The organism is Aerococcaceae bacterium zg-252, from assembly GCA_016237705.1.
Classification (GTDB): Bacteria; Bacillota; Bacilli; order Lactobacillales; family Aerococcaceae; genus Globicatella; species Globicatella yangjingiae.
In genome coordinates, this window is sequence record CP066204.1 from 1958233 (window position 1) to 1984720 (window position 26488).

The following is a 26488-nucleotide window of genomic DNA, read 5'->3' on the forward strand; positions in this document are numbered from 1 at the left end:
AATATTTTATATAGACAGAGATTGCATACGCAAAAAAATTACACCTATTATTAGTTTTACTAACAATAGGCGTCTTAAATTTAACGGTTTTATTGTGCTCTCTCTTCTGTCAATCGCTCGAATTCATTGCCAAATTTATCCACCACATTTTGCTCATCAGCTATTTGCAATTTAAACAATTGAACACCCCGTACTGACACAAACAACTGTCCGTCGACTAAATCATAGCGTGGAAATGCTGAACTTAACGAAATATAAGGATAACCACCTATCTGACTATGACTAAAAGTCATACGCCAAATTTCCTCATCTACTTTGTCTTTCGCTTGATTACCTTTCGTATCAATGACACCAAAAACATCACCTCGCATAAAGCGTGACGCAATCGTTTGCAAAAATGATGAATACTCATCATTCACACCGTCTGTTTGTGCCATATCTAAAACAATCTCGATATAATCTTTATCCAATCGAATACCACGAACTTTAGACTCACCTTTATAAGTATAAGTGTCGTAAAAATCTTCTACCGATTCTTCTGCCTGCACCATTGGGACGATACCCAAACTTAATAACAACACTAACACCAAACTCAACACTGATTTTTTCATATTATTCACCTCCTTTACTCTAGTTCGCTTGTGTTGATAACAAATTTAACTCCTTTTTAGACCGGCTATGGTACAAAATGCAACTGCATACCTACATGAACTTAGCGAAGATTTAACTATTTCTTTTTCTGTCTATATTATAATATATATCAAATTATCTTTGCAAGCGTTTAACTATTAAGTCTAATTTAAAATCATTCGCATAAATATACTATTACTCCATTCTCCCTTATTCAGCGATAGCCAAAAAAGAGCAGACACTCAGTCCACTCTCATTAGATGATTAAAATTCAGCTACAATAGCACCATTAACGTCACGTGCCACAATATGATAGCTCAGTGCAGCTAAATCAGCCGTTAAAACAGCCGTATGCCCCTCGTACTCCCAAGATAAAATAATCTCTTTGCCATTATGTTCCACCGTCACATTAGCGTCACTGTTAAACGCAGGATTGGTTTGACGGAATTGCAATAAACGCAATTGTGCTTGTACAGTTGGATTGTCAAGCATACTTTGTGCATGTTCTAACGAAATATTCGTACGATTGATTTCTTTATGCCCACCCTCACCTGCTCTCGCAACGGCATCATGGTCATTTTTCCCTAAGAATAAATCTAAATACCATACTTGTGGTTTACCCGGCATAAATAATTGTAAAGCTCTCGCCAATAACATTTTTTGGTCATCTTCACCTAAGGCACTGTAATACGTTGCATTCACTTGGTAGTATAAATTCTTTTTGCCATGCAAATTCTTCACATAGCCACCACGACCGACCACAACATTAATCAATTCAGCAATACGTTCTTCTGACAAAATACCTTTCAAATCTAGCAATGGAATGCCGTCATGGCACCCCAACATATTGACCACTTTCATATTTTTATCAATGATATCTTGTGCCCACGTAGCTAGATGTTCACTTTCGCCACTTTCTAATGCATCAATTAATAATCCTGGCAAGAAGAAATCATATGTCAAATACCCTTTATCTGCAATGATTTCATGTGATTTTTCAGCATAACTCGTATGAATTTCAGGTAAAACACTCAAACCATGTGCTGTTGCCATATGTTTAATCTTATCCAATAACTCCCATGTTTCTGGCTCATTCATAAAGTTTTTCTCACCTGGTGCTTTTGGTGCATAAGCAAAAGCATCTAAACGTACAATTTTTGCTCCATAGCTAGCGAGTTTTGCTAAGGTATCTTCGTAAAATTCCCATACTAATGGCGAATTCAAATTCAAATCCATTTGCCCCATATAACGGCGATTGGCTTCTAAATACGCTACAATCTGCCCTTGTTGTGCCTCAAACCCAGTAAAATCAATATCTCTTGGTGCAATACCTGCATCTAATGATTGATTCACACGCTGAGATATCACATCAGCTGCCCAATACTTCAAGTCTGTCCAACGAATCACATCGCTCGGCACTAAGCGTGGATATTGTATTTCATTGTAAAACGTATTCCAATACGGTTGGTCACTACCGTCTGGGAAACGCACCATTAAAATAGGTAACCCTGGTTTACGGAAAAACATTTTATCCAAATACATCGCATCTGGCTGAATATAACCTTGTGGTGTCATTTCACCATAGCCTTTCCAAAACTCATTCCAATTAATAAAGAAATCTTTGTACTTGGATTCATGCCCTTTTTCAATCATATCTTGAAATTGTGGCGATAATACAGATAAATGGTTCAATACAAAATCTAATTTTAAATCTAAACCTAAATCTTTTAACTGCTCTAAATCGGATTGTGTAGCCGTCAACTCATTCAAGCCGTAATCCAATACTGAAAATCCACGATCTAAGTCACTATTAAATACGCTCGGTAAAATATAAAAAGACGAAAATGTATTAGCCATTTGTGGCTCTTGCAATACTTGAATTAATCCTTTCAAATCGCCTCCGACACTATCCGGATAGGCATTTAACATCGGTCCAAAATTTAAGGTTGTCATTATTTACTATCCTCCACTGCACTTAAAACAGTCGCATAATCAATAAATTCACATTGATTGGATACAATTAATTTCGCATTGGCTGCTTGACGTGTTAATTTATCTTGTTCGATTTCGAGTACACGTGTCGTAAATGGACTATCAATTTTACCGTCACGATTACGAGCTAATCGATTTTCTAACGTTTCAGCTGGTGTACTATTTAAAAAGATTGGAATATCAATACCTTTTAATGCTTCATTGCTACCATGTGTCCATTCGATAATAAGAACATTAATATTGCTGAAGTCCATTTTATCAAAATATAACGACGTTTCCGTGCGACCCATACGTTTTAGCCAAATAGACGATTCTCCTGCTTTAAATTGTGCAATCACATTCGATAATTGTGCAAAATTGATTTCATTTTCAGTCCCTAAATAATCCACTAACCCATTAATACCACCTTGAATATAAGAAGACATCCATGGATACTCTGCTACCATTGCCCAATCAGCTTCTGTGTCATTATTTTGGAATTGCAATAACTGTTGTGCATGCTCTGGGCTATAAACATCGTCAGCCAACATTTGTAAAATCCCTTGTTCACGGAAAATTTTTAAGCGTTCAGCATCATTGTATACTGGAATACGTTTTGGATAATTATCTCCCGATAAAGTATAACTACCGATACCCATTTTTTCTAAGAAATAAGTAAATAGTGCAGCAACTCCTGTTTTTCCAACACCGGAACCACCACTTACCGAAATGACCACTTTATTCGAATCCGATGTTGTTAACTGCTCTAGCATCAGTTGCACTAATCTTGGGAAGATTAACGCAGCTTTTTCAATATGTGCCGGTACAATTTGAATTCGATCACCTGGCATATCCCCTTGCTTCATTTGTGGATCAATTTCTGGCAATTCCCAATTCGTTAACTGTTCTTGTAATCTATCAATAAATTGTTGTTTCTCCATGTTTATACCCCTCACACTCAGTAGTTAAACAGCACTACTTAAATGCTATTTGCTCTTATTATACACAAGAATGGATACCGTTTCCATAATTTTTAAAACTCAACTTTAATAAAAATCAGCTCAGCAAAAAATCAGAAATAGCAACTTTTCTATTCCTATTTAGAACTTCTTGCCCACACTTTGTTTAATTAAGGCAATTGAACACATAAAGCATTTAAGTGATAATTTATCCCCTCGTGCCTTGCAGAATGCAAGCGTTCACTAGTATACGTTGATTCTGTGGAATATTCTATCTGTTCATCTTTTAACCCAGCTAATTTTAATAAAGCAACATTCGCTTGAACCATATCCAAATGATATTTCTCGCCCTTTGCCATAAAATATTGCTCTCGATTCCCAATCAGTTCAAATGCCTCATAAACTTCTGCACCGACTTCATAATGCTGAGCATCAATTGACGGACCAACGTAGGCTACCACATCACGCACCTCAGTCTGAAAATGTTGCTGCATCAATTTCAATGCTTCAATACTAATTCGCTGCGCTGTACTTCGCCAACCAGAATGAACAGCTGCTAATACATGATTAACTGGGTCATATAATACAATTGGTGTGCAGTCTGCATGCCGAATTAATAGCGCTACTCCAGATTCGTTGGTAATCAAGCCGTCACAAGCCTCAATCATCGGATAACTTGCAAATGTTGTTGCATGATTATTCATTTGGTTCGACACAATCGCTACGTGATGCCCATGCACTTGATTAGCATGATATAACTGAGTTGGGCGAATGCCCATTTCTTGGAGCAATCGTTCTACTGCTTGTTGATACGAAGAATCTCCTTGTCCTAATTTAAAATTGTACGACATCCCACCAATAGCATGAGGGAGGTGGTGTTGTGTTAATTTTTCTGACGGCTGACTAATCATTGTATCATTCCTTTCTCTTTCGCTAACTAAATTACTTTCATTTTAACATGAGTTTAATATCACTGTCGATTTGACAGGTATCTATTTCATACGCTACTATGACAGATAAGAACGATAACAGAAAGGAACTCACCCCATGCACCGTACTCTGCACCAAATTATTCAACAATATCAACCAAAACCTATGGGCGTATCTAAAGAATACGCAGTTTTGATTCCATTGATTTGGGAAAATAATCAATACACAGTGCTCTATGAAGTCCGTGCCCAACACATTTCACAGCCCGGTGAAGTTTCTTTTCCTGGTGGACACATTGAAAGTGGAGAATCTCGCCAGGGTGCAGCCATTCGTGAAACATGTGAAGAATTAAATATACTACCTAATTCCATTCATTTAATTGGTGAAATTGATTATATGGTGTCCAATAATCGCACTATCTATTGTTTTGTAGCTCAATTAATGATTGATGATTGGCGTCAACTCACACCAAATGAAGAGGTAGAACGTCTATTTACAGTCCCATTAGCTACCTTAATCGCTAACCCACCGACTTATCATCGCCTACCTGTTCACATAAAACCGGACACTCCATTCCCATTTGAACGCATTCCAAATCAAACAAATTATAATTTTTCAAATTTGACACGTCATATTCCATTTTATGATTTGGATGCTGAAAATATATGGGGATTTACAGCACAATTAACACATCGATTAACGCAAATATTAACAAAAAATTAAGAGGAGGTCTTCGATGACCTCCCCTCCACTTTATATAAACCACAATCGCCTACTAATCATGCTCTTTTATAAACTGAACATTTAACCCTCGAATGTCTAATTCAAATATCGGTAAATACGCATCATCAATCCGTCCAATCACATTGACCCGTTCATTAGGCGGCAAACTTTTACCAATTAACTGTATCTCACCTGAATATCGTTTATAATTCACATTATCCAAAGTAATCGAGCCCTTTACACGCTCAGTACAATATCGAGGCATTAATACATCACCTTGCATGGTGCAACGAGCTTCACTCATTCGCAACAATGTACTTGGAGAATCAATCCTAATCTTATATATCTTATCATAAAGCTCATCATACGTTGACTTCAATACAACAGGCAATCGCAAAATTTCATTTTGAATAATCGATTCAATTGCCTTCCATTGACTGTTCGACAACTTTACATCTCCAATAAATACATCATCTATTCCACATCGCAACAATTTTAAGTATGCAAGTACAGGTGGCAAATTGCGTGTCATTTCAATTGTCGGTAATCCACTATACAATGGTCCTCGTAAGCATTCATCTCCTGCAATAAAAGCCATTGTCCGAATACCTACACTTGCAAATTTTTCCACAATCGATTGAACATCTGGACTGTCCAATCCTGTTTCCACCCGTGGATAATAATTAAACTGTGCGAATAATTGATAAGGTGCTTGTTGCGTAATCTTATCCCACTCGTCCAAATGTGCACCTTGTGTTGACGCATTAATGGTCACATCAGTCACTTCTAAAAATTGAGCAACTTCCTGAGTTGAAAAACCGTCGTCTAATCGAATATTATCAATTGGATAGGTAATGACTAATTCCTGCATCGACTGTATTGCCAACTCTTTCAGAACACGTGGATTAATATCCGTAATGATATATGCTCCACGTTCTTTTAACCACTTTAACATTGATAATATCTTCTCAGGCTGCAATTGTTCTTCTGGTATTTGCAATGACGTAAACACTTTTCTTCCCGGACAAAGTACTGTTTCAAGCCATTCCTTTTGTCGCTCAAAATGACTTAAATAGACAGAAATGCCGATTGCATTACGCATTTTGCAAATCCTCTGGTTTCATCATAATGCTTGTCACGATAAAACCACCGATATAAGCAATCACAAGCCCAATGATATAATGAATAATTTTAGTTGGAATCATCAACGGTGTCGCTACCAAACCAGATGGACCCCAAGCCGTAGCTTGTACATTCATCAACATCGCATAAGCACCACCAAAACCTGCTCCTAGACCTGCAGTAATAAATGGTTTACCTAATGGCAATGTAACCCCATAAATCAGTGGCTCACCAATACCTAAGAATCCAGCCGGTAAGGCACCTGCAATCACTTTTTGTAAAGATACATTATGTTGTTTTTTCGCCATTAAATAAATCGCAATCGCTGCTCCAACTTGCCCTGCACCAGCCATTGCCAATACTGGGAATAAAGTCACACCACCCATGGTTTCTAATTGAATCGCATAAATCGGAATCAAACCATGATGCAAACCTAATAATACCATTGGCAAGAAGACTGCTGATAAAATATAGCCAGATAACACACTAATCACTGGATTACTAGATGCAATGAACAGATTTAAAAAGGCAACTAACCAATCTGAAACAAATCCAGATGCTGGCATGACTAAGAAAACCATTACTAAAGCCGTACCTAATAAACTAAGCACTGGTGTAAAAATCAAATCAAGCACATCTGGCATCACACGACGAATCGCTTTTTCAAAGCGAGATAAAATATATACACCTAAAATAACACCAATAATACCACCTTTACCGGTTGTTAAAATTGATTTCAACGGTGTTTCTTCATTATATAAACCTAATAAAGTTGAAAACTCCACAATTTGTGCAGCAATGGACATCGCACCAACCATCCCACCTAATGCTTCGGTTGCCTTAAATTGTTTAGCTGCGTTGATACCTGTATAAATCGCAAAATACCCTAAAAAGCTTGTTCCGATTAAGGCAAAGATAATACGAGTTCCTTCCCAGAAATTTCCAGATAAAGTTCCTTGCTTAATCAATTGACCTAATAAACTACCAAATCCTTGGAAAATACCGGCTGCAATAATTGCTGGAATCAGTGGAATAAAAATATTGGCAATCAATTGTAACCCTTGTTTTACTTTACTTTTTGGTTGATTGGATTTTATTGCTTCTTTATTCAATTGCCAATCTTCTTTAGAATGATTTTCATCAATTGGTGCTCCTTGTGCAAAATTATAAAGAGCAATCATTTCATCTGCTACTTTTTTCGCTTTTCCTGGCCCAACAACAATTTGTACCGTTTCAGCATTAACGACACCTAATACTTCAGGTACAGCTTTTAATGCTTCAAAATTTACTTTTGTTATATCTTTTGGTGTAATCCGCACACGTGTCATACAATTTGTAACAGAATGAATATTTTCTGCACCACCAAAATGCGTGACAATTCCTGTAATTAAAGTCTCATATTTTGACATCTCTTTCTCCTCCTAACAAACTTATTCATTAATAACTTTTCGAATATAGCCATTTGCTTGTGCTAATTGCTCTTTTGCCTCTTCATAAGATAATCCAATCAATAACATAATAATAGCTATTTTGACTTCACCATGACTTGCTGCTAGTGCCTCTTTTACTTGTTCATCAGATGCACCAGTTGCTTCTTGAACAATATTTTCACACCGTTGCTTCAACTTATCATTCGTTGCAATCACATCTACCATGAGATTTTGATACACTTTTCCTTGCTTAATCATTGCAGCTGTTGAAATCATATTAAGAACTAACTTTTGTGCCGTTCCTGCTTTTAAACGAGTCGAACCTGTTAACACTTCCGGACCTGGAATCACCTCAATTCTAATATCGGCAATGTCACCAATTTTACTCTTAGCATTACATGCTAATGACACAGTAGTCGCACCAACCTGTTTCGCATAAGTCAAACCACCAAGAACGTATGGTGTACGTCCACTCGCTGCAATCCCAATCACAACATCTTTATCCGATAAATTCAGAGCCTGTAAATCCGACTGTGCCAATAATGTATTATCTTCAGCCCCTTCAACTGCTCGCATCATCGCTTCCTCGCCACCAGCAATTAAACCTTGCACCATTTCTGGGGATGTCCCAAATGTAGGAACACACTCAACTGCATCTAAAATACCTAAGCGTCCACTCGTCCCAGCACCTATATAAATTAACCGTCCACCTTTTTTAAAAGCAGCATCGACAGCATTAACTGCTAATTCAATGTCAGGGATAACCAAATCAATCGCTGCTGGTACTTTACTATCTTCTTGATTCATCGCCAGCAATATCTCACGAACTGAAAATTGATCTAAATTCATCGTTGCTGAATTACGTGTTTCGGTACTCATCCCCTTTAAATTTTCCATATTTCTACACCTCCTATATTCGATGCACTCAATAATGTCACATCTTACTAACTTCTATTATAATTCTTTGAAATATTAATACTATTAATCGTTTTCATTTAGGAACTTTGTTTCACATATTGGCATTATTATTTTAAATATCATATCGTTACACAAAAATACTGACACCTATTATCCCTAGATGTCAGTTACTTCAACTTATTTTTCAATACGAGTTCGTTCAATCAATAGCATTCCCTCATCATAATGACGCTGCAAATATTTTGAAAATAGAATATCAATGACAGTCATCTGTGCAATTCGTGAGGACATCGCACCACTACGCATACCAGCTTCTTTATCCGGAATCATAAGTGCGAGATGTGCAAGTTGATTAATCGTTGAAGTGCCCTCTTTTGTCAAAGATAAAACCGTTGCTCCCATTGATTTCGCCTCATTGGCACATTTAATCATCTCAGGTGTTTCCCCCGAGTACGAAATAACAAAGGCCAAGTCATGTGCCGTCATATTGCGGGCCATTAATAATTGCGTATGCCAGTCCTCACTCAAATGAACCATGCGATTCACACGTACAAACTTCATTTGGGCATCTTTGGCTACAATCAATGACGCACCTAATCCAAAAAATACAATCTTATCCGCATTTTCGATCGCCGTCACACATTGTTCAATTACATCGGTTACTAATAATAAGTGCAACTCTTGCAATATTTGAACATTATTAATAATCACACTCGCCATTAATTCATCTGTTTCACTTTCTCGTTCAACAAAATTAGCTTGCTGTTGAAAATACGTATCTCGCACTGCTTGTTCATAGACTAATGCTTTCATAAATGATTTATACCCGTCAAAACCAATATTTTTGCATAAGCGGATAATTGATGTTGGTGATGAATAAGTCTTACTCGCTAATTCATGAATACTCATATTCGATACATCTAATGGCGCATTTAAAATATAATCAATTATTGTTTTTTCAGTTTGACTCGCATTGGGACGATGCATTCTTAGTTTCGTAATACTTTGACTCATTCTACACTCTCACAATCTTTCCGTACGTCAAAATAATTAATCGTTTTCATCTATTTTTATTGTATCATTTCCTCCATACTCCCCTCAAATAATACAATAAATTCCAACACACTATTATCTAATTCAATTCATTCGGCCTTAAAATTTGATACGGTGTCTTATCTTTCGATTCTTTATAAGAATCATAGTCATGTTGTGCTCGAAATTTTGACGGACTCTTTCCATAATACTTAGAAAAACTTTTCGAGAAGTAGAGTGCATCTTTAAATCCTACTTTTTCTGCCACTTCAGCCATGCTCAAATCCGTTGTCAACAGTAAAGATGCAGCGATTGTCAAACGTCGGTCAAGTAAAAATTGTTGTGGTGAGAATAAAAATTTTTGCTTAAATAATTTATATAAATAGCTGCGTGAAACCCCAATGTATTCTGCAACATGATTAATGGTAATGTCCTTCATATAATTAGCATAAATATACTCATATGCTGTATCAGCCGCATTTTTTGCAGACAACGCTCGCTGATAATGTTGGGCTGAAAATTCTTTCGTCAATGCCTCAATCAGTAAAAATAATTGCCCCTTATACCAATACATACTTGGTAAATTCGCTTCTTTTTCTAATGTAGTATCGCAAATTGTTTGAATAATTTTTTGCGTTTCGCCTCCATTTTGATACGTAATAACAGAAGCTGTCATAATTTCGGTATTGCCAATATATTTTTCAAAATCATGACCACTAATCCCTACCCAGTAGGTTGTCCATGGATTAGAAAGCTCTGGGTAATATGTCACATACTCAGACGAACGGATAATAAATCCGTCCCCTGCTTTCAAATGATAACGGTGTTGATTAATTTCAAAATAGCCCTCTCCAGATTGAACATAATGTAAAACAAAATGTTGATACGCATTATACGAGTAACTTTCTCTTACACTAAATGCTTGGATACCACATTCATCAATGTTCAAGTCTGAATCTTCATTTTGAAAATAAACCCATAATTTTCGCATATCTTTCCCTCCTGGAAACATTTTTCCATATTTTTTACTGATTATAGCATACACAATTATCAATGACTATACTATAATTGCGTCAAGGAAAACGTTTTCTAATCATTTTTTATTATTGTTTGTCCGATGATAAACAAGACATTTGCGCCTATTAGCTAGGGCGTCAACCTTGTCAATCAAAATTATTTCAGTCCAATATCGTATATTCATATAAAAGGAGAGTTTACATGAAAAAAATATCAAATTTATTGGCATTGGGCGCAATTAGTGCATCCCTCTTTACAATGCCATCAGTAGCTGCAAAAGAAGAAATTTCAGTTTGGGCTTGGGATCCAAAATTTAATATTCGCGCTTTAGAAATTGCAGCTGAGCATTACGCCAAAGAAAATAGTGACGTTTCACTTAAAATTGAAGAAAATGCACAAAATGATATTATTCAAAAACTTAATACTGCAATGAGTGCGGGTGTAACGGATAGTTTACCTAACATTGTCCTAATTGAAGATTATCGTGCACAAAGTTTCTTAGCTGCTTATCCTGATACATTTATTCCACTAAATGAATATATCCATTCAGAAGACTTCGCCCAATATAAAGTAGAAGCAACTTCTGTCGGTGATCAACATTACGGTCTTCCATTTGATACAGGTGTTACTGGTTTATATGTACGCACTGATTTATTAAAAGAAGCAGGCTACTCAACTGATGATTTACAAGATATTACTTGGAATCAATTAGCTGAAATCGGAGCTAAAGTTAAAGAAAAAACTGGTGTTAAATTATTATCAATGGACTTAAATGACCTTGGTATGATTCGTGCTATGATTAATGGTTCTGGTTCTTGGTATACAAAAGATGACGGTGTAACACCAAATATCGCTGATAACGCTGCTTTAAAAGAAGCATTCACAACCTTTAAATCAATGTATGAACAAGACCTAGTGAATGTTCACAATGACTGGGCACAAATGTTAGAAGCTTTCAATACTGGTAAAGTATTCACTGTCCCACAAGGTAACTGGATTACACCGTCTGTCACACAAGCTGAAGATCAAGCAGGTAAATGGGCAGTTGTCCCTTGGCCTAAACAAGAAATTGAAGGCTCTGTTCATGCTTCAAACTTAGGTGGTGCATCATTCTATGTCATCAACAAAAAAGGATCAGAAGCTGCAGCAGATTTCCTAGCTAAAACATTTGGTTCTAGCACAGAATTTTATAGCGATTTAATCACTGAAATTGGTGCATTAGGAACATACTTACCAGTACAAAAAACAGATGTTTATAATACAAATGTTGACTACTTCGGAGGACAAGCAATCTATAAAGATTTTGCGACTTGGTCTGCGGAAATCCCGTCATTAAATTATGGTATCCACACTTATGCAATTGAAGATATCATGAAAGCTGCCTTACAACAATACTTAGCAGGTGGCGATTTAGACCAAGTGTTCAATGACGCTCAAGCACAAGCTGAAAGTCAGTTAAACCATTAATTTTAGTACATAGGGATTGGGCAATATTTGCATTTGTAAGTGGTTGCCCATTCCTTTCTTATTTTCTTAACCATTGAAATAATTATTTTACTTTGTGAGGTGTAAATTATGAACGTATTTCAACGACGAAAACTATTAGGATGGGCTTTTATCTTTATTCCCATCAGTTTAATTTTATTATTTTATTTTTATCCGATGATTGAAGCATTTAAAATGTCTCTGCAATCTGGTCATGGAGCGAATTTGGAGTATGTTGGATTAACAAATTATAAACGATTATTATCCGATCCTGTATTTATCGAATCATTAAAAAATACGCTCATATTTTTACTATTCCAAGTACCGATTATGATTGTATTAGCTATTTTCTTTTCAGTCATATTAAATAATAAAACACTGAAATTCAAAGGCTTTTTTAGAACGATTGTCTTTTTACCATCTGTAACTTCTCTCGTTGCATATTCATTAATCTTTAAATATATTTTTTCTAATAATGGGATTTTAAATCAATTATTATTATCAATTCATGCAATTGAGCAACCGATTTTATGGCTAGCACATCCGTTTTGGGCAAAATTCGTAATTATTTTAGCTATTACTTGGCGTTGGACTGGATATAATATGATCTTTTTCTTATCTGCTTTACAAAACATCGATCAAGAAATTTATGAAGCAGCAGATATTGATGGGGCTTCGGCTATACATCAATTTTTCAAAATTACTTTACCTTTACTAAAACCCGTTGTGTTATTCACATCGATTACATCAACTATTGGAACATTGCAATTATTCGATGAAACGATGAACATTACAAATGGTGGACCAGGAAATGCTACATTAACCATTTCTCAATATATTTATAACTTATCATTTAAATATACACCTGATTTTGGTTACGCAGCTGCTGTTTCTTACGCTATCGTTATTTTAGTTATATTCTTCTCTATTATTCAAATGAAAGTGGGGGCTAACAATGAAAAAAAATAATCTCTTTACCTATATCTTTTTAATTTTAATGTCCATTGTCTTTGCATTTCCCTTTTATTTTATGATTGTTTCAGCAACGAATGCGAGTGTCGATGTTACGAAAGGATCATTATTACCTGGAAATCAATTAATCGAAAACTTTAAAAATTTATTGAGCCAAACCGATATGCTCGTTGCCTTAAAAAACTCTGCAATCATCGCATTATCGCAAACAGCACTTGCATTATTAATTAGTTCAATTGCAGGTTACGCATTTGAAATTTATCGTTCTAAAGCAACAGATTTTATTTTCAATGTTATCTTAACCTCAATGATGATTCCATTCGCAGCACTGATGATTCCATTATTCCGCTTATTCGGAAAATTTTCTGCAATCCATCCTGCGATTGGTTTTAACTCATATGCATCTGCTTATTTACCATATATCGCAACAGCATTTTTAATCTTTTATTTTCGTCAAAACACCAAAATGTTCCAACAAGAACTATTGGAAGCCGGACGCATTGACGGCCTATCAGAAATTGGGCTTTTCATAAAAATTTATATGCCTACTATGAAAAACACTTATGCAGCAGCCGCAATTATTACATTTATGAGTGCATGGAATAACTATTTATGGCCTCTCGTTTCATTACAGACAAATGAAGTCAAGACAGTACCATTATTATTATCTAATCTAGGCTCTAGTTATGCACCTGACTTTGGCTTAATGATGATTGCTATTTTAGTCGCAACTATTCCAACTATTGCAATTTTCTTTATTTTACAAAAATATTTTGTTGCAGGTATGTTGGGTGCTGTCAAATAAAACTAACTTTACCGAAAACATATTGTACGCTCGAATATTCTGACTTTATCTAATTTGTAACGTAAACCTTGCAAATTAGATTTCAAGTCAGAATAAGCGTACTAGAATGAGGAGAGAAAATATGATAATTCCAAACTATTTTGAAGATTTAAAAACATTGCATATCAATACATTACCACGAAAAAACTACTATATTCCGTATGATAATCCAAATAATTTTAAGCGTTTACCTAATCGTTCGGATAGCGCTTACTTTCACTCGTTAAATGGCACATGGGATTTCCATTATTTTAATAATGTTCGCTCAATTGATAAAGCATATTGGCAAGATAATACATCATTATCCTATGATAAAATTCCTGTTCCAAGTTGTTGGCAATTACATGGTTATGATCAAATTATGTATTCGAATACGGAGTTCCCTATTCCATTCGATCCACCTTATGTGCCATTCGACAATCCTGCCGGATTATATCATCGTGTGATAGAGTTAGATAAAAAGGAAGATAAAACTTATCATCTAATTTTTGAAGGAGTCGATTCTGCTTTTTATGTTTGGCTAAATGGTGAATTTGTTGGCTATAGCCAAATTTCACATGCAACACATGAATTTGATATTGAACCTTACTTAATAAACGGTGAAAATCATCTGCATGTGCTAGTCTTAAAATGGTCGGATGCAACCTATTTAGAAGACCAAGATAAATTCCGTTATAGTGGTATTTTCCGTGATGTGTATTATTTAGAGCGTGACAAAAAACGAATCGAAGATTTTCGCATTACACAACAATTTAACGCAGATTTATCCCATGCAACAATCAATATTAAGCTAAATAAAACAGATGCTGATTTACCGATTACTGTAAAATTATTAGCACCTGACGACCAGCTACTTGCTGAACAAACAACGCTCGACCACCAAATTCAGCTTTCAGTACCACAGCCTCAGCTATGGAGTGCAGAAACACCCCTATTATATTCCATTATATTGTCAGCAGGGCATGAACACATTCAACAATTAGTCGGTTTGCGACTCATTGAAATGCGTGATAATCAATTTTGGGTAAATCATCGCTCAGTTAAATTAATTGGAGTCAATCATCACGATACGCATCCAAATACAGGAGCTACGGTTACTTATGAAAATCAATTACGTGATCTTGAACTCATCAAACAATTTAATTTTAACGCATTGCGTACAGCACATTATCCTAAAACAGGACAATTTTATGAATTAACCGATGCATTAGGGCTATACGTTTTAAGCGAAGCTGATTTAGAAGGGCATGGTGTTGTTGACTTATACGGTTTAGGTGGTAATGACAATTATAATGCCTTAGCAGAAAATCCAGATTTTGAACAAGCATTTGTCGACCGAATGGACGCTTCAATGCAGCACCACTTAAACTCAACATCAATTGTTATGTGGTCTGCTGGTAATGAAACTGGATATGGCCCAAATGTAGAAGCGATGCTTAAATACGCTCGAAGTATTGATTCATCACGTCCATTGCACTATGAAGCATATTATTACTATGATCGCAATAAAACCTATGATACGCAATATATGGACAGTTGGAGTCGTATGTATGCTTCTCCAACCGAAATTAAAGCCGATTACCTCGATATTCCCAATATTGAAAAACCGTTTATGTTATGCGAGTATGCTCACGCAATGGGAAATAGTTCCGGAGATTTACTCGAGTATTATGAATTATTCCAACAATATCCTGAATTTATTGGATTATTTGTGTGGGAATGGGCAGATCATGCAGTCAATATTAATCGCAATCAAACCGATGCAACACCTCTTTATCGTTATGGTGGTGACTTTGGTGAGTTTCCACATGCTGGTAATTTCTGTATGGATGGCTTAGTTTATCCTGATCGTAAACCGCATGTATTATTGCAAGAACATGCACAATTATATCGCCCCGTACGTTTAGTTGAAACTAATCATTTAAAACATCAGTATACATTCTTTAACACATTGGATTTTGTACATGCTGAAACACTTTTATCGCTACACGTTGAATTATATGCAATCAATGGACATTTATTAAAAACTATCTCTACGTCATTACCGTCTATCGCACCAAAACAGTCAAATGTACTAGACTTATCTGAATTATTAGAATCTGAGCTAGCATTATCCTACATTAAGTTTGTCTACTACGACCATGACGGAAACACACGTGGTTTTGATGTGCATCACATTGCACCGATTGCTGTACCTGAAATTTCAGCACCTCAACAAGCATTCACATTTAATGAAACAAGTGAAGTTTACAGCATTGAATCAACAAATATGATTATTCATATCAGCAAGGCAAATGCTGCTATTCAAAATATTTGGCTTAATGGTGAACCACAATTAGTAGCACCTAGCAAATGGTCAATTTGGCGTGCGCCGACTGATAATGACCGTAATATTAAAGCAGAATGGTATAAGGCACATTATCATCACGCAATGACACGTGTTCATCACGCTCTTGCAGAAGAAACAGATGCTGGATACACAATTTCATTAAAAGGTGTAATTAATGCACCCGCACGACAAACAATACTCGATTTTGAAGTAGATTATACTATTACGAATGAAGGTATCATTACAATCAATGGTCGTACTGTATTTAATCCGGTCATGCCTTATTTACCACGATTTGGTTTAACTTTACCACTTGATGTTTCTTACGAAAACGTACAATATAAAGGTCATGGACCATTTGAAAATTATCGTGACAAACACCACGCTTCACACGAAGGATATTTTGAAGATACAGTTACGGCTATGCATGAGCCTTATGTGACACCTCAAGAAAATGGTAATCGCAGCAATGTTCAGTATCTACTATTAGCTAACACACATCATAAGCTAACTGTTGCAACAAATGATACGTTAAATTTCAATGTTCAACACTATTCAATGGAACAATTAACAAATGTGATGCATCGTGATGAACTTCAAGTAGAAAATGTTACTTACTTACAATTAGATCCTCAACAATCTGGAATTGGTACAAATTCCTGTGGTCCAGAATTGTTTGAACACTATCGTTTAAATCATGATTTTGAGTTTGAGTTTGAGTTATTGTGGCAATAGAGGAAGATTAAACCGACCAGTGGCATAAGTGCCACTGGTCGGTTTTAAGGTGGATGCTGGGTAGTCATACTAATAATTTCCTCAAATAAACGAATGTACTTTTTCTTGATAAATGCTTTCTAGTGTATTAACATTTTTCAGAAAACGGTGCAGCAAATTATGAACTAAGATTATCTCAAAACTGTTCAACAATTTTAAATCCTGGAATCACTATGGTTGCTGCATAATCCATTTTAAAGCTACTTGCGACAAAGCTTCACCCACTAATTCTATTGCTTTATCAAAAGATAGTTTTCTAAAGGTTTCGAAGTCATTAATCTATTATAGTGACGATGCTCATCCTCTCTAAGCATACTGTTAATATTGTATTTTCTAGATAATAATCCGCTCTCAAGAGGCACATGAGCAATAATCCCAACCTCATGTTCTTTTGCTACTTTAAACGCTCTGATATTCCAAAAATTAAACCTTCTTTGATTCTCTCAAAAGTTGGGCAATAGATTTGGTATAAATCAATTGCTTCTTTTTGTAGATTTTTCAAACTATCCTCACAATATTGGCGTAGCCTCTCATAAGAATAGATACTTAAATCTGAAAAATCATCCGCCCGTTTTTTAGAAACTGACTTAATAGCATCTCACTCTTACCCATTCCATATACATCTGCTGTATCAAAAAATTGACGCTCTCATCAATCGCAGCATTTATTACCCGGATTACTTCATCAAGGGCAACATCTCCCAACTACTACCTAAAGCACATGTTCCAAAACTTAACTCACTAATGTATAAATCTGTATTACCCCTTCGTTTATATTTCATATACCCTATTCTTCAACTTCATCTTCGGATTTTTTCTTAAACCACAAAATAAAAGAACTACACAATGCTAATACAGCTGCCATCAATGAATTTATCTGACTCTCTCCTGTCGCTGGTAATACAGGTGTTGATTTCGCTGCTTTAATATATATATTAGTTTCTTTTTTATCTACCATTGCAACATCTTCTTTTTTAGTTTCTACTTCGTTAGAATTAATCTCCTCAGTTTCACCTTGTCCCTTGTCTTTTTGTGTAGAATCAACAGAGTTATCTAACTCATTGTCTTCGAGAAACTCCGAGGTTTTGCTATCCAAATTCTCCTCTTGCATTTCTGAAGAATCCCCTTGATTCGCATTCTCATTGTCGGAAGCATTCACAATTGGTACATTATTATCTTTCTCTTCACCTTGACCATTATTGTTAACGTCATCTATATCCGTTTCTTTTTTATCTACTGTTGCAACATTTCCTTTTTTAGTTTCTACTTCGTTAACATTAACCTTCCCAGTTTCACCTTGTTCCCTATCGTTTTGTGTGCAATCAACAAAGTTATCTAACTCATTATCTTCGTGAGACTCTGAGGTTTTGCTATCCAAATTCTCCTCTTGCGTTTCTGAAGAATTCCCTTGATTCACATCTTCATTGTCGGAAGCATTCACAATTGGTACATTATTATCTTTCTCTTCACCTTGACCATTATTGTTAACGTCATCTATATCGGTTTCTTTTTTATCTACCATTGTAACATCTTCTTTTCTAGTTTCTACTTCGTTAGAATTAATCTCCTCAGTTTCATCTTGTCCCTTGTCTTTTTGTGTAGAATCAACAGAGTTATCTAACTCATTGTCTTCGGGAAACTCCGAGGTTTTGCTATCCAAATTCTCCTCTTGCATTTCTGAAGAATTCCCTTGATTCGCATTCTCATTGTCGGAAGTATTCACAATTGGTACCTTATTATCTTTCTCTTCACCTTGACCATTATTGTTAACGTCATCCCCTGGTGCAATTGGTGATACGTGTTCATTCGTATTTGGTAAATCATCTGTTTCACCAGGCAATCTAAAGGCTGGTAATAATACTTTACTTATGACAGGACGAATACCAAATTCGCCTACTTGACCTTTCGTTAAGACAAATAATCCATTCAAATTAATACTGCCATCTTCATTACGAAGAGGAACTCGAGACGTATCAGTATGGACGAACCAATCATCTAAAACTTTTTCTCCTTTAGGGTTAACACCATTAATATAATTGCGTTCACCAGCTAACACTTCATCATTACCATAAACATCTTTCTTACCGGCATCTAATGTAATTAACCCATTAACTTTTGAAGTGACGGTAGCTTTACCTTTTCCGTATAAACTTAAATTGGTTCCTTTATTTTTAACAGAAATTGTATTATAAACATTAACTGCAGGGTTACTATTACTTGTGACACCATCTGCATCATTATCAAATGATAAAGAATGACGTAGTATATGTGGGACAGCAATGCCATCGCCACCTAATTTAAAGCCATTACCATCCGCTTGAACCGTTCCTTCTAAGTTAGAACCATTACGATAGGCAATACTATCTTCAATTGTCACAACACCAATAACACCATTTTCTAATTTTGCAAATAAGTCCCAGCCATCATCAATGTTATTGTATGCCATGTCTCCACGGAAAATATTTCCTTCACCAACCGTAATTTTTGCGGCAAAACCATCCGCATTGTTATGACCTGAGTCCACATTGTTATACGATGTACTATTTTCTACAATATTATGTGACGGCCAAAAATCAGAATGTTCACTCGCTGAACCAGAAATTTGAATACCTGTGTCACCGTTATTATACGCTTCTACTCGCTGAATTAAATTATGATGTCCACCAATAGTCATCCCCTTCGTATTATCTGGAGTATTACGAACATGAATATTATCAATTTGCCAGTGATTACCATTCACATTAAAAGAGCCGCCTTTTGAAAAATCAAAAATAGCTGGTTCTTTACTCATGGTTCCCAGTGATTTTTTCAATGTTTCAGTCCCATCGTTACCACGTTGAATCGTAACGCTACGCTCCATTTCATAGACGCCGCTTTTTAATTCAATCATCTGTCCAGGTTGCAAGTAGTCAATTGCTGTTAAAATGTCTAACGGATTTTCTACCGTTCCATCACCTTCTGCAGTACCTGTCGGTGATACATTTAAGTAAGTTCCGATGTTATCTTTATAATAACCTTCATAGGTTTTATGGTGAATAACAGAAGTTTGAGTAATCGGTGTCGCATCAGTCACAGTTTCCGGATTTTGTGGTGTGAAAACTGCACGATAATGATTATCTCCTTTAGTCAACTCTATCGGAACGAATTTTGCATAATTCGCTTCTAAGTCTACCTCTGCTACTTGATTATTATTTATATCATAAACTTTTGCTGTTCCCGGAACATTTGATTCTAACTCCAATTGATAATTTTTATTCCCTGTTCGATTATAATTTTTAATATTAAAGGCTGGTTCAATTAATGCAACAGGTTCTTTTTCCGCAGGTGCATCTGTTTTAGGATCTGTAACCGTTAACTTCATATCTGATACTGTAACAACCACTCCACGCGCAGCAGCTACTCCTAAGTAAACTTTTTCAGTATCTAATTGCAACAATTTATCAACGCCGTACAAGATGTTTTCATACGTTTTACCATTATGTGTATAACTCGCATGATAACCTGTGTTAGTTTTTTTCAAATTAAATGTATATTTTTCACCTTGCTTAACAGGGAGGGGTATATCTTCTATAAATTTCGGTTGAGTATTTTTACCATTGGCTGCCATTGCAGTTGCTCCTTCTGCAATCACTTCTGGCGTCAAACCTGTAACGAATCGACTAGTTACACCTGGTTTTAAATCAACTTTTTTTCCTTCAGCATCAGTCATTCGAACTCTCATTGCCATTGTTCCCGCTGAATTTGATGGAAATTGTTGATCACCTGATGCAATTTCACCCACACTGTCACGGACAATCACTCCAAAACCTTCTTGGCCATCTGCATTAGGATTCAAATAATCAACATTAAATGTTGCACTGAAATCAAAATTCTCTGTCTTAGCATCAATAGTTGTATAATAATATGAAATACCATCATGATAAGCAGTAAATTTCCCACCTTTATCTTTAATCAATTTTGTATCTGGATCAAAATTGGCTGCTTTTAAGGTGACCGAACCATCTTCATTTACGGTCACACTATTTTTATTTGCATTCGTTGATTCGCCGAAGTATGTTCCTTGCCAATCATGTTGCTCTGTCACATTATTTGTTTCGATTACGGTAGATTTCACTGCTTCAGCACCTATATTTTCTTTTTCATTTTCTCTAGCTACTATTTCCTCTTTATCGTTCATACCATTAGTTTCCTGCGCTGCTAATTGAGCGGGTTCAGGGGCATCCGATTTTGATTGTTTTTCTAGATTCATTTCGTCTCCTACTAGTTCAGCGGTTTCTGATATCAAATCGCTTTGTCCCAATTGTTCCACCGGTTCGGATTGATCATTATTCTGCATTTCCATCGCTTCGATAGTTGAATTATCCATATCGTTCGCTGCTTCTTCTGCTGATACATTGATTGAATTTAATAACGCCACACAACTCAAAATAGTAATACCACATACTGTTATATCATTACGTTTCATGTAGAATCTCCTTACTTTTAAAAAAGCGCTGTCAATTTCTGCTTCAAGTAGAGGCTAGAATCGCAATGCGCTACTAGCCCCATCTATTATTTAATTAATCTTTAAATACTTCTTTGTACTTAGCATTTGATTTTTCTAGTGCAGATGCCCATTCGTCTAAGAAATCATCAACTGACATATCGCCTGCTAATAATTTTTGAATGTTCGGATCTACTAAGTTATCTAAAGTAGAACGATAATCTGGTAGATAAAATGGCGGTTGGTATAATTTAGTTTCTGGATTGTTATACACATCAAAAGCAACAGAAATGTGTTGTGCATTTTGAATCCACTCATCATCTAATGTGTCTTTATGTGTTGGAATTTGACCTACTGCCTCGTTCCAATGACTTTGACTTTCTTCACTCGCTAAAAATTCTAATAAACGGAATGCTTCTTTTGGATGTTTTGTATTTTTGAAAATAGATAAACCAATCGCATTACCACCTTCTAAAACATAGTTACCTTTCAATGACGCTGGTAATGGTACGGCTTCAAATTGTTCTGGTTTTAGCGCTTCGCTATGCTCACCAAATGATCCAATATTGTGATGAACAATCGCAGCTAATCCAGAGTCAAATGTTGCGACCATTTCTTTATAACCATTTGAAATATCACTTTGCGGTGTATTAACATTGTATAATGCGATATAACGCTCTAAAAATTCTTTGTGCAATGGATCGTTAATCGTAATTTTCCCATCTTCAGTAATATATTCTTCAATACCAGAATACGCATACATTAAGCGTTGCAAGTGCAAAGCACCACCAGCACCACCACGTAAAGTATATCCATACATATCATCTTTAGTAAGTAATTCAATATCTTTAAAGAAATCATCCCAAGATTTTGGTGCTTCTAAATTATTTTTAGCAAAAATATCTGAACGAATCCAAAGCACATCCAGATTTTGTGTATAAGGAATTCCGTATAGCATTCCATCTTGAACAATTGATTGATTAAACTCCATTGCTTGCTCATTAATTTTATCTTTTAAAACTGAAGCTTCATACATATCATTTAATGGCAATAATGCACCACGAATTGAAAACTCAGGTAACCATGTTGACTGTAAGGAAGCAACATCCGGTGCATCATTAGCAGCAATCGCTGCATCAATTTTTGCTTTCGCTTCATTTTTTGGTAATCCAACATATTCTACATCAATGTCTGGGTTTTCTTTTTCAAAGCGTTCAATTAATTCTTCCCACAATGGTGTCCGTTGTGGACCAGCATTTTCATCCCAAAATGTTAATTTTACTTTTTCTTGGGCGAAAACATTTGCCGTTAAACTTGGTGACGCTACCCCAAATAACAATAAGGCTGCACTTGCTGCGCCGATAAATCTTTTCATATTCATAGTTATTATCTCTCCTTTTTTCAGTTGGCCTGGGTTAACTTGACGTCCACTTCACATAGCACTTGAAATATTTTTTATACCTCTACTATTTCACTTTAGTGATTTAAATCAAAGCACCCTCATTCACATTATTTTTATCAACTGATGATGATTATATTGACAGGATAATTTAACTGCCACTCACACATTTCACTTAACATCAACTTCCAACATATTCATTATGTCTTTTGATAAAAATTCAGTCATCCTGCTATATACACTCCATTGACTAAAACAGCTTCTACACTCACTTAACAATAATTTCTTTCTACCCTTTAACGGCACCTCCCATACCATTAACTAATTGTTTCTGAGCAATCGCAAATAAGATAATTGATGGAATTAACGCAATAATACTTCCAGCAGCCAATGCCCCATAATTAACATTAAATTCGCCCATCATGAAGCTTAGCCCTACTGGTAATGTAAATTTCGCTTGATTATTCGTTAACATAAGTGCTAACAAAAATTCGTTCCATGCATAAACAAAAATATTAATCGATGTAGCCACAATACCCGGTAGCAATAACGGTAAAATCACTTTAAATAGTACTTGATATTGTTTTGCACCATCAATTGATGCTGATTCCTCTAACTCTTTTGGAATGTTGCTAATAAATCCACTCATTAAAATTGCAGCAAAAGGTATCTGAACCGTTGAATAAATCAAAATTAACGATAAAGGATTACTAATCAAACCTAATTTACTAAAAATTACGAATAATGGGATAATCAACATCGAACGTGGGATGAACTGAGTCATAAGTAAAATTAGCATAAATACATTTTTCCCTTTAAATTGATAACGTCCAAGTGCATACCCAGCTAACAACGAGACTAAAGTTGTTAATAGCACTGTGAAAATAGACACAAAAATACTATTCCCAAAATAGGTATCAAAACCTACATCCTTCCATGCATTGATATAATTTTCCAATGTGATATTGTGCGGAATATATTGGATAGTCCGTTGCACAACATCTCCTTCAGGCTTTAATGATGTATTCAATGTCCAATAGAGTGGAAACACAGTCCATAACATCATCAATGCGACAGGGATATAAAATAAAAATGTTTGGTTCTTTTTACTTGATGCCATGTATTATGCCTCCTCATTATATTTTGAAAATTTTAAATATAAAAATGCAACAACCGTTAAAATCATGAATCCTATTGCCGTTAATGCTGACCCATAACCAAAATTGGATCCTTTAACGGCAGTTTTTGCAATATACATTGCATAAGTCATTGTTGAGTTAGCTGGCCCTCCGCCAGTTAAGTTGTACAGCAAGTCCACATTATTAAATTCCCATACAATACGAAGTAATGTTGTCAACACAATTGTATTTTTTAATTGTGGCAATGTAATGCTTTTTAACTCATCCAAACGTGTCGCACCATCCACTTTGGCCGCTTCATATAATTCTTCCGGAATATTTTGCAAACCAGCCAATAATGTCACAGCAAAAAACGGAATACCACGCCATAATTCCGCAATAATAACTGACATAAAGGCTTGATTGGTACTCGACAAGAACGAGATATTTTTCTCAATTAATCCTACACGCATCAAAATATCATTAAATACACCAATATGTTCATTGTACATTAACATCCACATAACAGATGTCAGCACCCCTGAAATTGCCCACGGTAAAAAAGTAATCGTCCGTGCTAATCCTCTAAAACGGAATTTTTCATTTAGTAATAGCGCAAACATTAATCCAATAATTAATTGCAAACCAACCTCTGAGATAACCCATTTAAATGTATTCAATAAACTAGAGTAAAACAACTTATCTTTTGTAAAAATATCAACATAGTTAGAAATTCCAGCAAAACCATCATAAAATGGCGCAGAAATATCATAGTGTTGAAAACTATAGTAAAACACCGTCGCCATCGGATAAAATAAGAATGCAACGATCATAATGATACTCGGCAACAGCAATAAATAAGGTGTTGCCTTTCTCATACGATTTTTTCGATGTTGCCTTTTAAGTTGTGGCGTTGGTGCAGCAATTGCTTTTTCCATTCCTACACCCCTTTAGTGAAATATCGCTCTGCATTTTTATAACAAATGTTCTCAATCAACTCTTTTAGCAACCCTTCATCATTCGGAATCTTACCATTATCTACCTCTTCACCAATAAATTGACATAACACGCGACGGAAATATTCATGCCGTGGATACGATAAGAAACTTCTAGAGTCCGTTAACATCCCTACAAAGTTCATCAATAACCCTTGATCAGCCAACGCTTTCATTTGCGCAAGCATTCCTCTCTCTGTATCATTAAACCACCAACCTGAACCTAGCTGGATTTTAGATTTAATTCCTTCTTCATTCGATTGAAAATTCGTTGCAGCACATGCAATCACGTCAAATTGAGTCGGATTTAATGGATATAAAATCATTTTTGGTAGTGTTTGCGCTGAATATAAATGATTAAGAAATTGATTTAAAGCAACTGCATCATTACCCACATCACGAATACTATCAAAACCAGTATCTGGACCTAACTTATCATACCAATATTGATTATTATTACGAAGAGCTCCAAAATGCAGTTGCATTACCCAGCCCTTTTCATGATAATACGATGCCAAATCTAATAGCACTCGAGTCATATAAGCACGCACTTCTCTCTCAGTTAAAACTTCTTCATTCAACCTTTTCTCGAAAATAGATTCTATTTCATCATCACTTACAATTTCATAAACGATGGTCTCTAAAGCATGGTCAGAGGCTACTGTTCCACGCTCATCGAAATAGTCAATGCGTTGTTTTAGCACTTCGAGAAAATGAGCATAAGTTGAAATACTTTTTCCCACTATCGCTTCCAGTGATTTTATCAAATCAATAAAGCGGGATTGATGAATATGCGTAGCGGCATCTGGTCTAAATGATGGTACAACTTTAGTATTGAACCCGTTATCTGCTGCAATCGCTTCATGATAACGCAAATCATCTTCCGGATTATCCGTTGTTCCAATTAAAGCAACATTTGATTGTTTAATTAAAGACTGAGTCGAAATAGCTTCTGCTTTTATTTTTTCGTTTGCCGTTTCATAGATTTCATTCCAATTATCTTCTGATAATATATCCTCTATATCAAAATAGCGTTTTAACTCTAGCGCTGTCCAATGGAATAATGGATTACCAACAGTTGATTTTACGGTTTTAGCCCATTCGCTAAATTTTTCTTCATCAGAAGCTACACCTGTAATCTTCTCTTCTGAAACACCATTCGCACGCATAGCACGCCATTTATAATGGTCTCCATGCAACCAGATTTCAGTAATATTATCAAAATGATAATCTTCAGCAATTAATTGTGGTGATAAATGACAATGATAATCAAAAATAGGTTGATGTTTTGCATATTCATGATATATATGTCGAGCTGTCTTACTCGTTAATAAAAAATCATCGTGAATAAAAGCCAT

The 26488-nt window shown here is 35.6% G+C and carries 19 protein-coding genes and 1 pseudogene; 5 read left to right on the plus strand and 15 right to left on the minus strand.

Translation table 11 applies throughout. The features are described from left to right. Positions 1-89: 89 nt before the first annotated feature. The 4 genes from JDW14_09220 to pgeF form a co-directional block, all read right to left on the minus strand. Positions 90-611: a hypothetical protein gene (locus JDW14_09220; protein ID QQD65438.1), complete on the minus strand. Its 522-nt coding sequence runs from the start codon at positions 609-611 to the stop codon at positions 90-92. A 283-nt stretch (positions 612-894) separates the two neighbouring features. Then, positions 895-2583, minus strand: a complete 1689-nt coding sequence (locus JDW14_09225; protein QQD65439.1) for a hypothetical protein — start codon at positions 2581-2583, stop codon at positions 895-897. Further along, positions 2583-3542, minus strand: coding sequence for a hypothetical protein (locus tag JDW14_09230; GenBank protein ID QQD65440.1), 960 nt, complete (start codon positions 3540-3542; stop codon positions 2583-2585). The genes JDW14_09225 and JDW14_09230 overlap by 1 nt, the downstream gene beginning before the upstream one ends. A gap of 188 nt (positions 3543-3730) precedes the next feature. Beyond that, entirely contained in the window at positions 3731-4411 is a 681-nt protein-coding gene (pgeF, locus tag JDW14_09235; protein QQD65441.1) for a peptidoglycan editing factor PgeF, read from the minus strand. Between the two features lie 196 nt (positions 4412-4607). Here pgeF and JDW14_09240 point away from each other — a divergent pair, with 196 nt between their 5' ends. Then, the gene (locus tag JDW14_09240; GenBank protein QQD65442.1) at positions 4608-5213 is read left to right on the plus strand and encodes a CoA pyrophosphatase; all 606 of its coding nucleotides are present in this window, start codon (positions 4608-4610) and stop codon (positions 5211-5213) included. 52 nt (positions 5214-5265) lie between these two features. Here JDW14_09240 and JDW14_09245 read toward each other — a convergent pair whose 3' ends face one another. The 5 genes from JDW14_09245 to JDW14_09265 form a co-directional block, all read right to left on the minus strand. After that, positions 5266-6315 carry a DUF871 family protein gene (locus JDW14_09245; GenBank protein ID QQD65443.1) on the minus strand — a complete coding sequence of 350 codons (1050 nt, stop codon included), beginning with the start codon at positions 6313-6315 and terminating at the stop codon, positions 5266-5268. Continuing rightward, positions 6308-7744 carry a PTS transporter subunit EIIC gene (locus JDW14_09250; protein QQD65444.1) on the minus strand — a complete coding sequence of 479 codons (1437 nt, stop codon included), beginning with the start codon at positions 7742-7744 and terminating at the stop codon, positions 6308-6310. Before JDW14_09250 ends, JDW14_09245 begins: the two co-directional genes overlap by 8 nt. 21 nt (positions 7745-7765) lie before the next feature. Beyond that, complete coding sequence (gene murQ, locus JDW14_09255) at positions 7766-8662, minus strand: N-acetylmuramic acid 6-phosphate etherase (GenBank protein ID QQD65445.1); 897 nt, start codon at positions 8660-8662, stop codon at positions 7766-7768. A 198-nt stretch (positions 8663-8860) separates the two neighbouring features. Beyond that, a complete protein-coding gene (locus JDW14_09260; protein QQD65446.1) occupies positions 8861-9697 on the minus strand; it encodes a MurR/RpiR family transcriptional regulator in 837 nt (278 codons plus the stop codon). Positions 9698-9815: 118 nt separating this feature from the next. Next, positions 9816-10706, minus strand: a complete 891-nt coding sequence (locus JDW14_09265; GenBank protein QQD65447.1) for a helix-turn-helix domain-containing protein — start codon at positions 10704-10706, stop codon at positions 9816-9818. Between the two features lie 227 nt (positions 10707-10933). Here JDW14_09265 and JDW14_09270 point away from each other — a divergent pair, with 227 nt between their 5' ends. From JDW14_09270 to JDW14_09285, 4 genes are all read left to right on the plus strand, one after another. Beyond that, positions 10934-12199, plus strand: a complete 1266-nt coding sequence (locus JDW14_09270; protein QQD65448.1) for an extracellular solute-binding protein — start codon at positions 10934-10936, stop codon at positions 12197-12199. A gap of 108 nt (positions 12200-12307) precedes the next feature. Next, positions 12308-13186: a sugar ABC transporter permease gene (locus JDW14_09275; protein QQD65449.1), complete on the plus strand. Its 879-nt coding sequence runs from the start codon at positions 12308-12310 to the stop codon at positions 13184-13186. Beyond that, positions 13173-13994, plus strand: a complete 822-nt coding sequence (locus tag JDW14_09280; protein ID QQD65450.1) for a carbohydrate ABC transporter permease — start codon at positions 13173-13175, stop codon at positions 13992-13994. The genes JDW14_09275 and JDW14_09280 overlap by 14 nt, the downstream gene beginning before the upstream one ends. A gap of 121 nt (positions 13995-14115) precedes the next feature. Beyond that, the gene (locus tag JDW14_09285) at positions 14116-17097 is read left to right on the plus strand and encodes a glycoside hydrolase family 2 (protein QQD65451.1); all 2982 of its coding nucleotides are present in this window, start codon (positions 14116-14118) and stop codon (positions 17095-17097) included. A 585-nt stretch (positions 17098-17682) separates the two neighbouring features. Here the strand turns inward: JDW14_09285 and JDW14_09290 are convergent. The 6 genes and pseudogenes from JDW14_09290 to uxaC all read right to left on the minus strand — a co-directional run bounded on the left by JDW14_09290 (position 17683) and on the right by uxaC (position 26488). Beyond that, positions 17683-17778: pseudogene (locus tag JDW14_09290) on the minus strand (aldo/keto reductase). A 144-nt stretch (positions 17779-17922) separates the two neighbouring features. Next, the gene (locus JDW14_09295) at positions 17923-21600 is read right to left on the minus strand and encodes an LPXTG cell wall anchor domain-containing protein (GenBank protein QQD65452.1); all 3678 of its coding nucleotides are present in this window, start codon (positions 21598-21600) and stop codon (positions 17923-17925) included. Between the two features lie 94 nt (positions 21601-21694). Next, positions 21695-22999 carry a sugar ABC transporter substrate-binding protein gene (locus tag JDW14_09300; GenBank protein QQD65453.1) on the minus strand — a complete coding sequence of 435 codons (1305 nt, stop codon included), beginning with the start codon at positions 22997-22999 and terminating at the stop codon, positions 21695-21697. Positions 23000-23306: 307 nt separating this feature from the next. Continuing rightward, entirely contained in the window at positions 23307-24137 is an 831-nt protein-coding gene (locus tag JDW14_09305) for a carbohydrate ABC transporter permease (protein ID QQD65454.1), read from the minus strand. 3 nt (positions 24138-24140) lie between these two features. After that, entirely contained in the window at positions 24141-25073 is a 933-nt protein-coding gene (locus tag JDW14_09310) for a sugar ABC transporter permease (GenBank protein QQD65455.1), read from the minus strand. Positions 25074-25075: 2 nt separating this feature from the next. Beyond that, complete coding sequence (gene uxaC / locus JDW14_09315; GenBank protein QQD65456.1) at positions 25076-26488, minus strand: glucuronate isomerase; 1413 nt, start codon at positions 26486-26488, stop codon at positions 25076-25078.

Bases quoted from the DNA above. Each gene is read 5' to 3' on its own strand.
- JDW14_09220 (QQD65438.1), bottom strand. From the start codon at position 611: ATGAAAAAATCAGTGTTGAGTTTGGTGTTAGTGTTGTTATTAAGTTTG.
- JDW14_09225 (QQD65439.1), bottom strand. From the start codon at position 2,583: ATGACAACCTTAAATTTTGGACCGATGTTAAATGCCTATCCGGATAGT.
- JDW14_09230 (QQD65440.1), bottom strand. From the start codon at position 3,542: ATGGAGAAACAACAATTTATTGATAGATTACAAGAACAGTTAACGAAT.
- pgeF (QQD65441.1), bottom strand. From the start codon at position 4,411: ATGTCGTACAATTTTAAATTAGGACAAGGAGATTCTTCGTATCAACAA.
- JDW14_09240 (QQD65442.1), top strand. From the start codon at position 4,608: ATGCACCGTACTCTGCACCAAATTATTCAACAATATCAACCAAAACCT.
- JDW14_09245 (QQD65443.1), bottom strand. From the start codon at position 6,315: ATGCGTAATGCAATCGGCATTTCTGTCTATTTAAGTCATTTTGAGCGA.
- JDW14_09250 (QQD65444.1), bottom strand. From the start codon at position 7,744: ATGTCAAAATATGAGACTTTAATTACAGGAATTGTCACGCATTTTGGT.
- murQ (QQD65445.1), bottom strand. From the start codon at position 8,662: ATGGAAAATTTAAAGGGGATGAGTACCGAAACACGTAATTCAGCAACG.
- JDW14_09260 (QQD65446.1), bottom strand. From the start codon at position 9,697: ATGAGTCAAAGTATTACGAAACTAAGAATGCATCGTCCCAATGCGAGT.
- JDW14_09265 (QQD65447.1), bottom strand. From the start codon at position 10,706: ATGCGAAAATTATGGGTTTATTTTCAAAATGAAGATTCAGACTTGAAC.
- JDW14_09270 (QQD65448.1), top strand. From the start codon at position 10,934: ATGAAAAAAATATCAAATTTATTGGCATTGGGCGCAATTAGTGCATCC.
- JDW14_09275 (QQD65449.1), top strand. From the start codon at position 12,308: ATGAACGTATTTCAACGACGAAAACTATTAGGATGGGCTTTTATCTTT.
- JDW14_09280 (QQD65450.1), top strand. From the start codon at position 13,173: ATGAAAAAAAATAATCTCTTTACCTATATCTTTTTAATTTTAATGTCC.
- JDW14_09285 (QQD65451.1), top strand. From the start codon at position 14,116: ATGATAATTCCAAACTATTTTGAAGATTTAAAAACATTGCATATCAAT.
- JDW14_09295 (QQD65452.1), bottom strand. From the start codon at position 21,600: ATGAAACGTAATGATATAACAGTATGTGGTATTACTATTTTGAGTTGT.
- JDW14_09300 (QQD65453.1), bottom strand. From the start codon at position 22,999: ATGAATATGAAAAGATTTATCGGCGCAGCAAGTGCAGCCTTATTGTTA.
- JDW14_09305 (QQD65454.1), bottom strand. From the start codon at position 24,137: ATGGCATCAAGTAAAAAGAACCAAACATTTTTATTTTATATCCCTGTC.
- JDW14_09310 (QQD65455.1), bottom strand. From the start codon at position 25,073: ATGGAAAAAGCAATTGCTGCACCAACGCCACAACTTAAAAGGCAACAT.
- uxaC (QQD65456.1), bottom strand. From the start codon at position 26,488: ATGGCTTTTATTCACGATGATTTTTTATTAACGAGTAAGACAGCTCGA.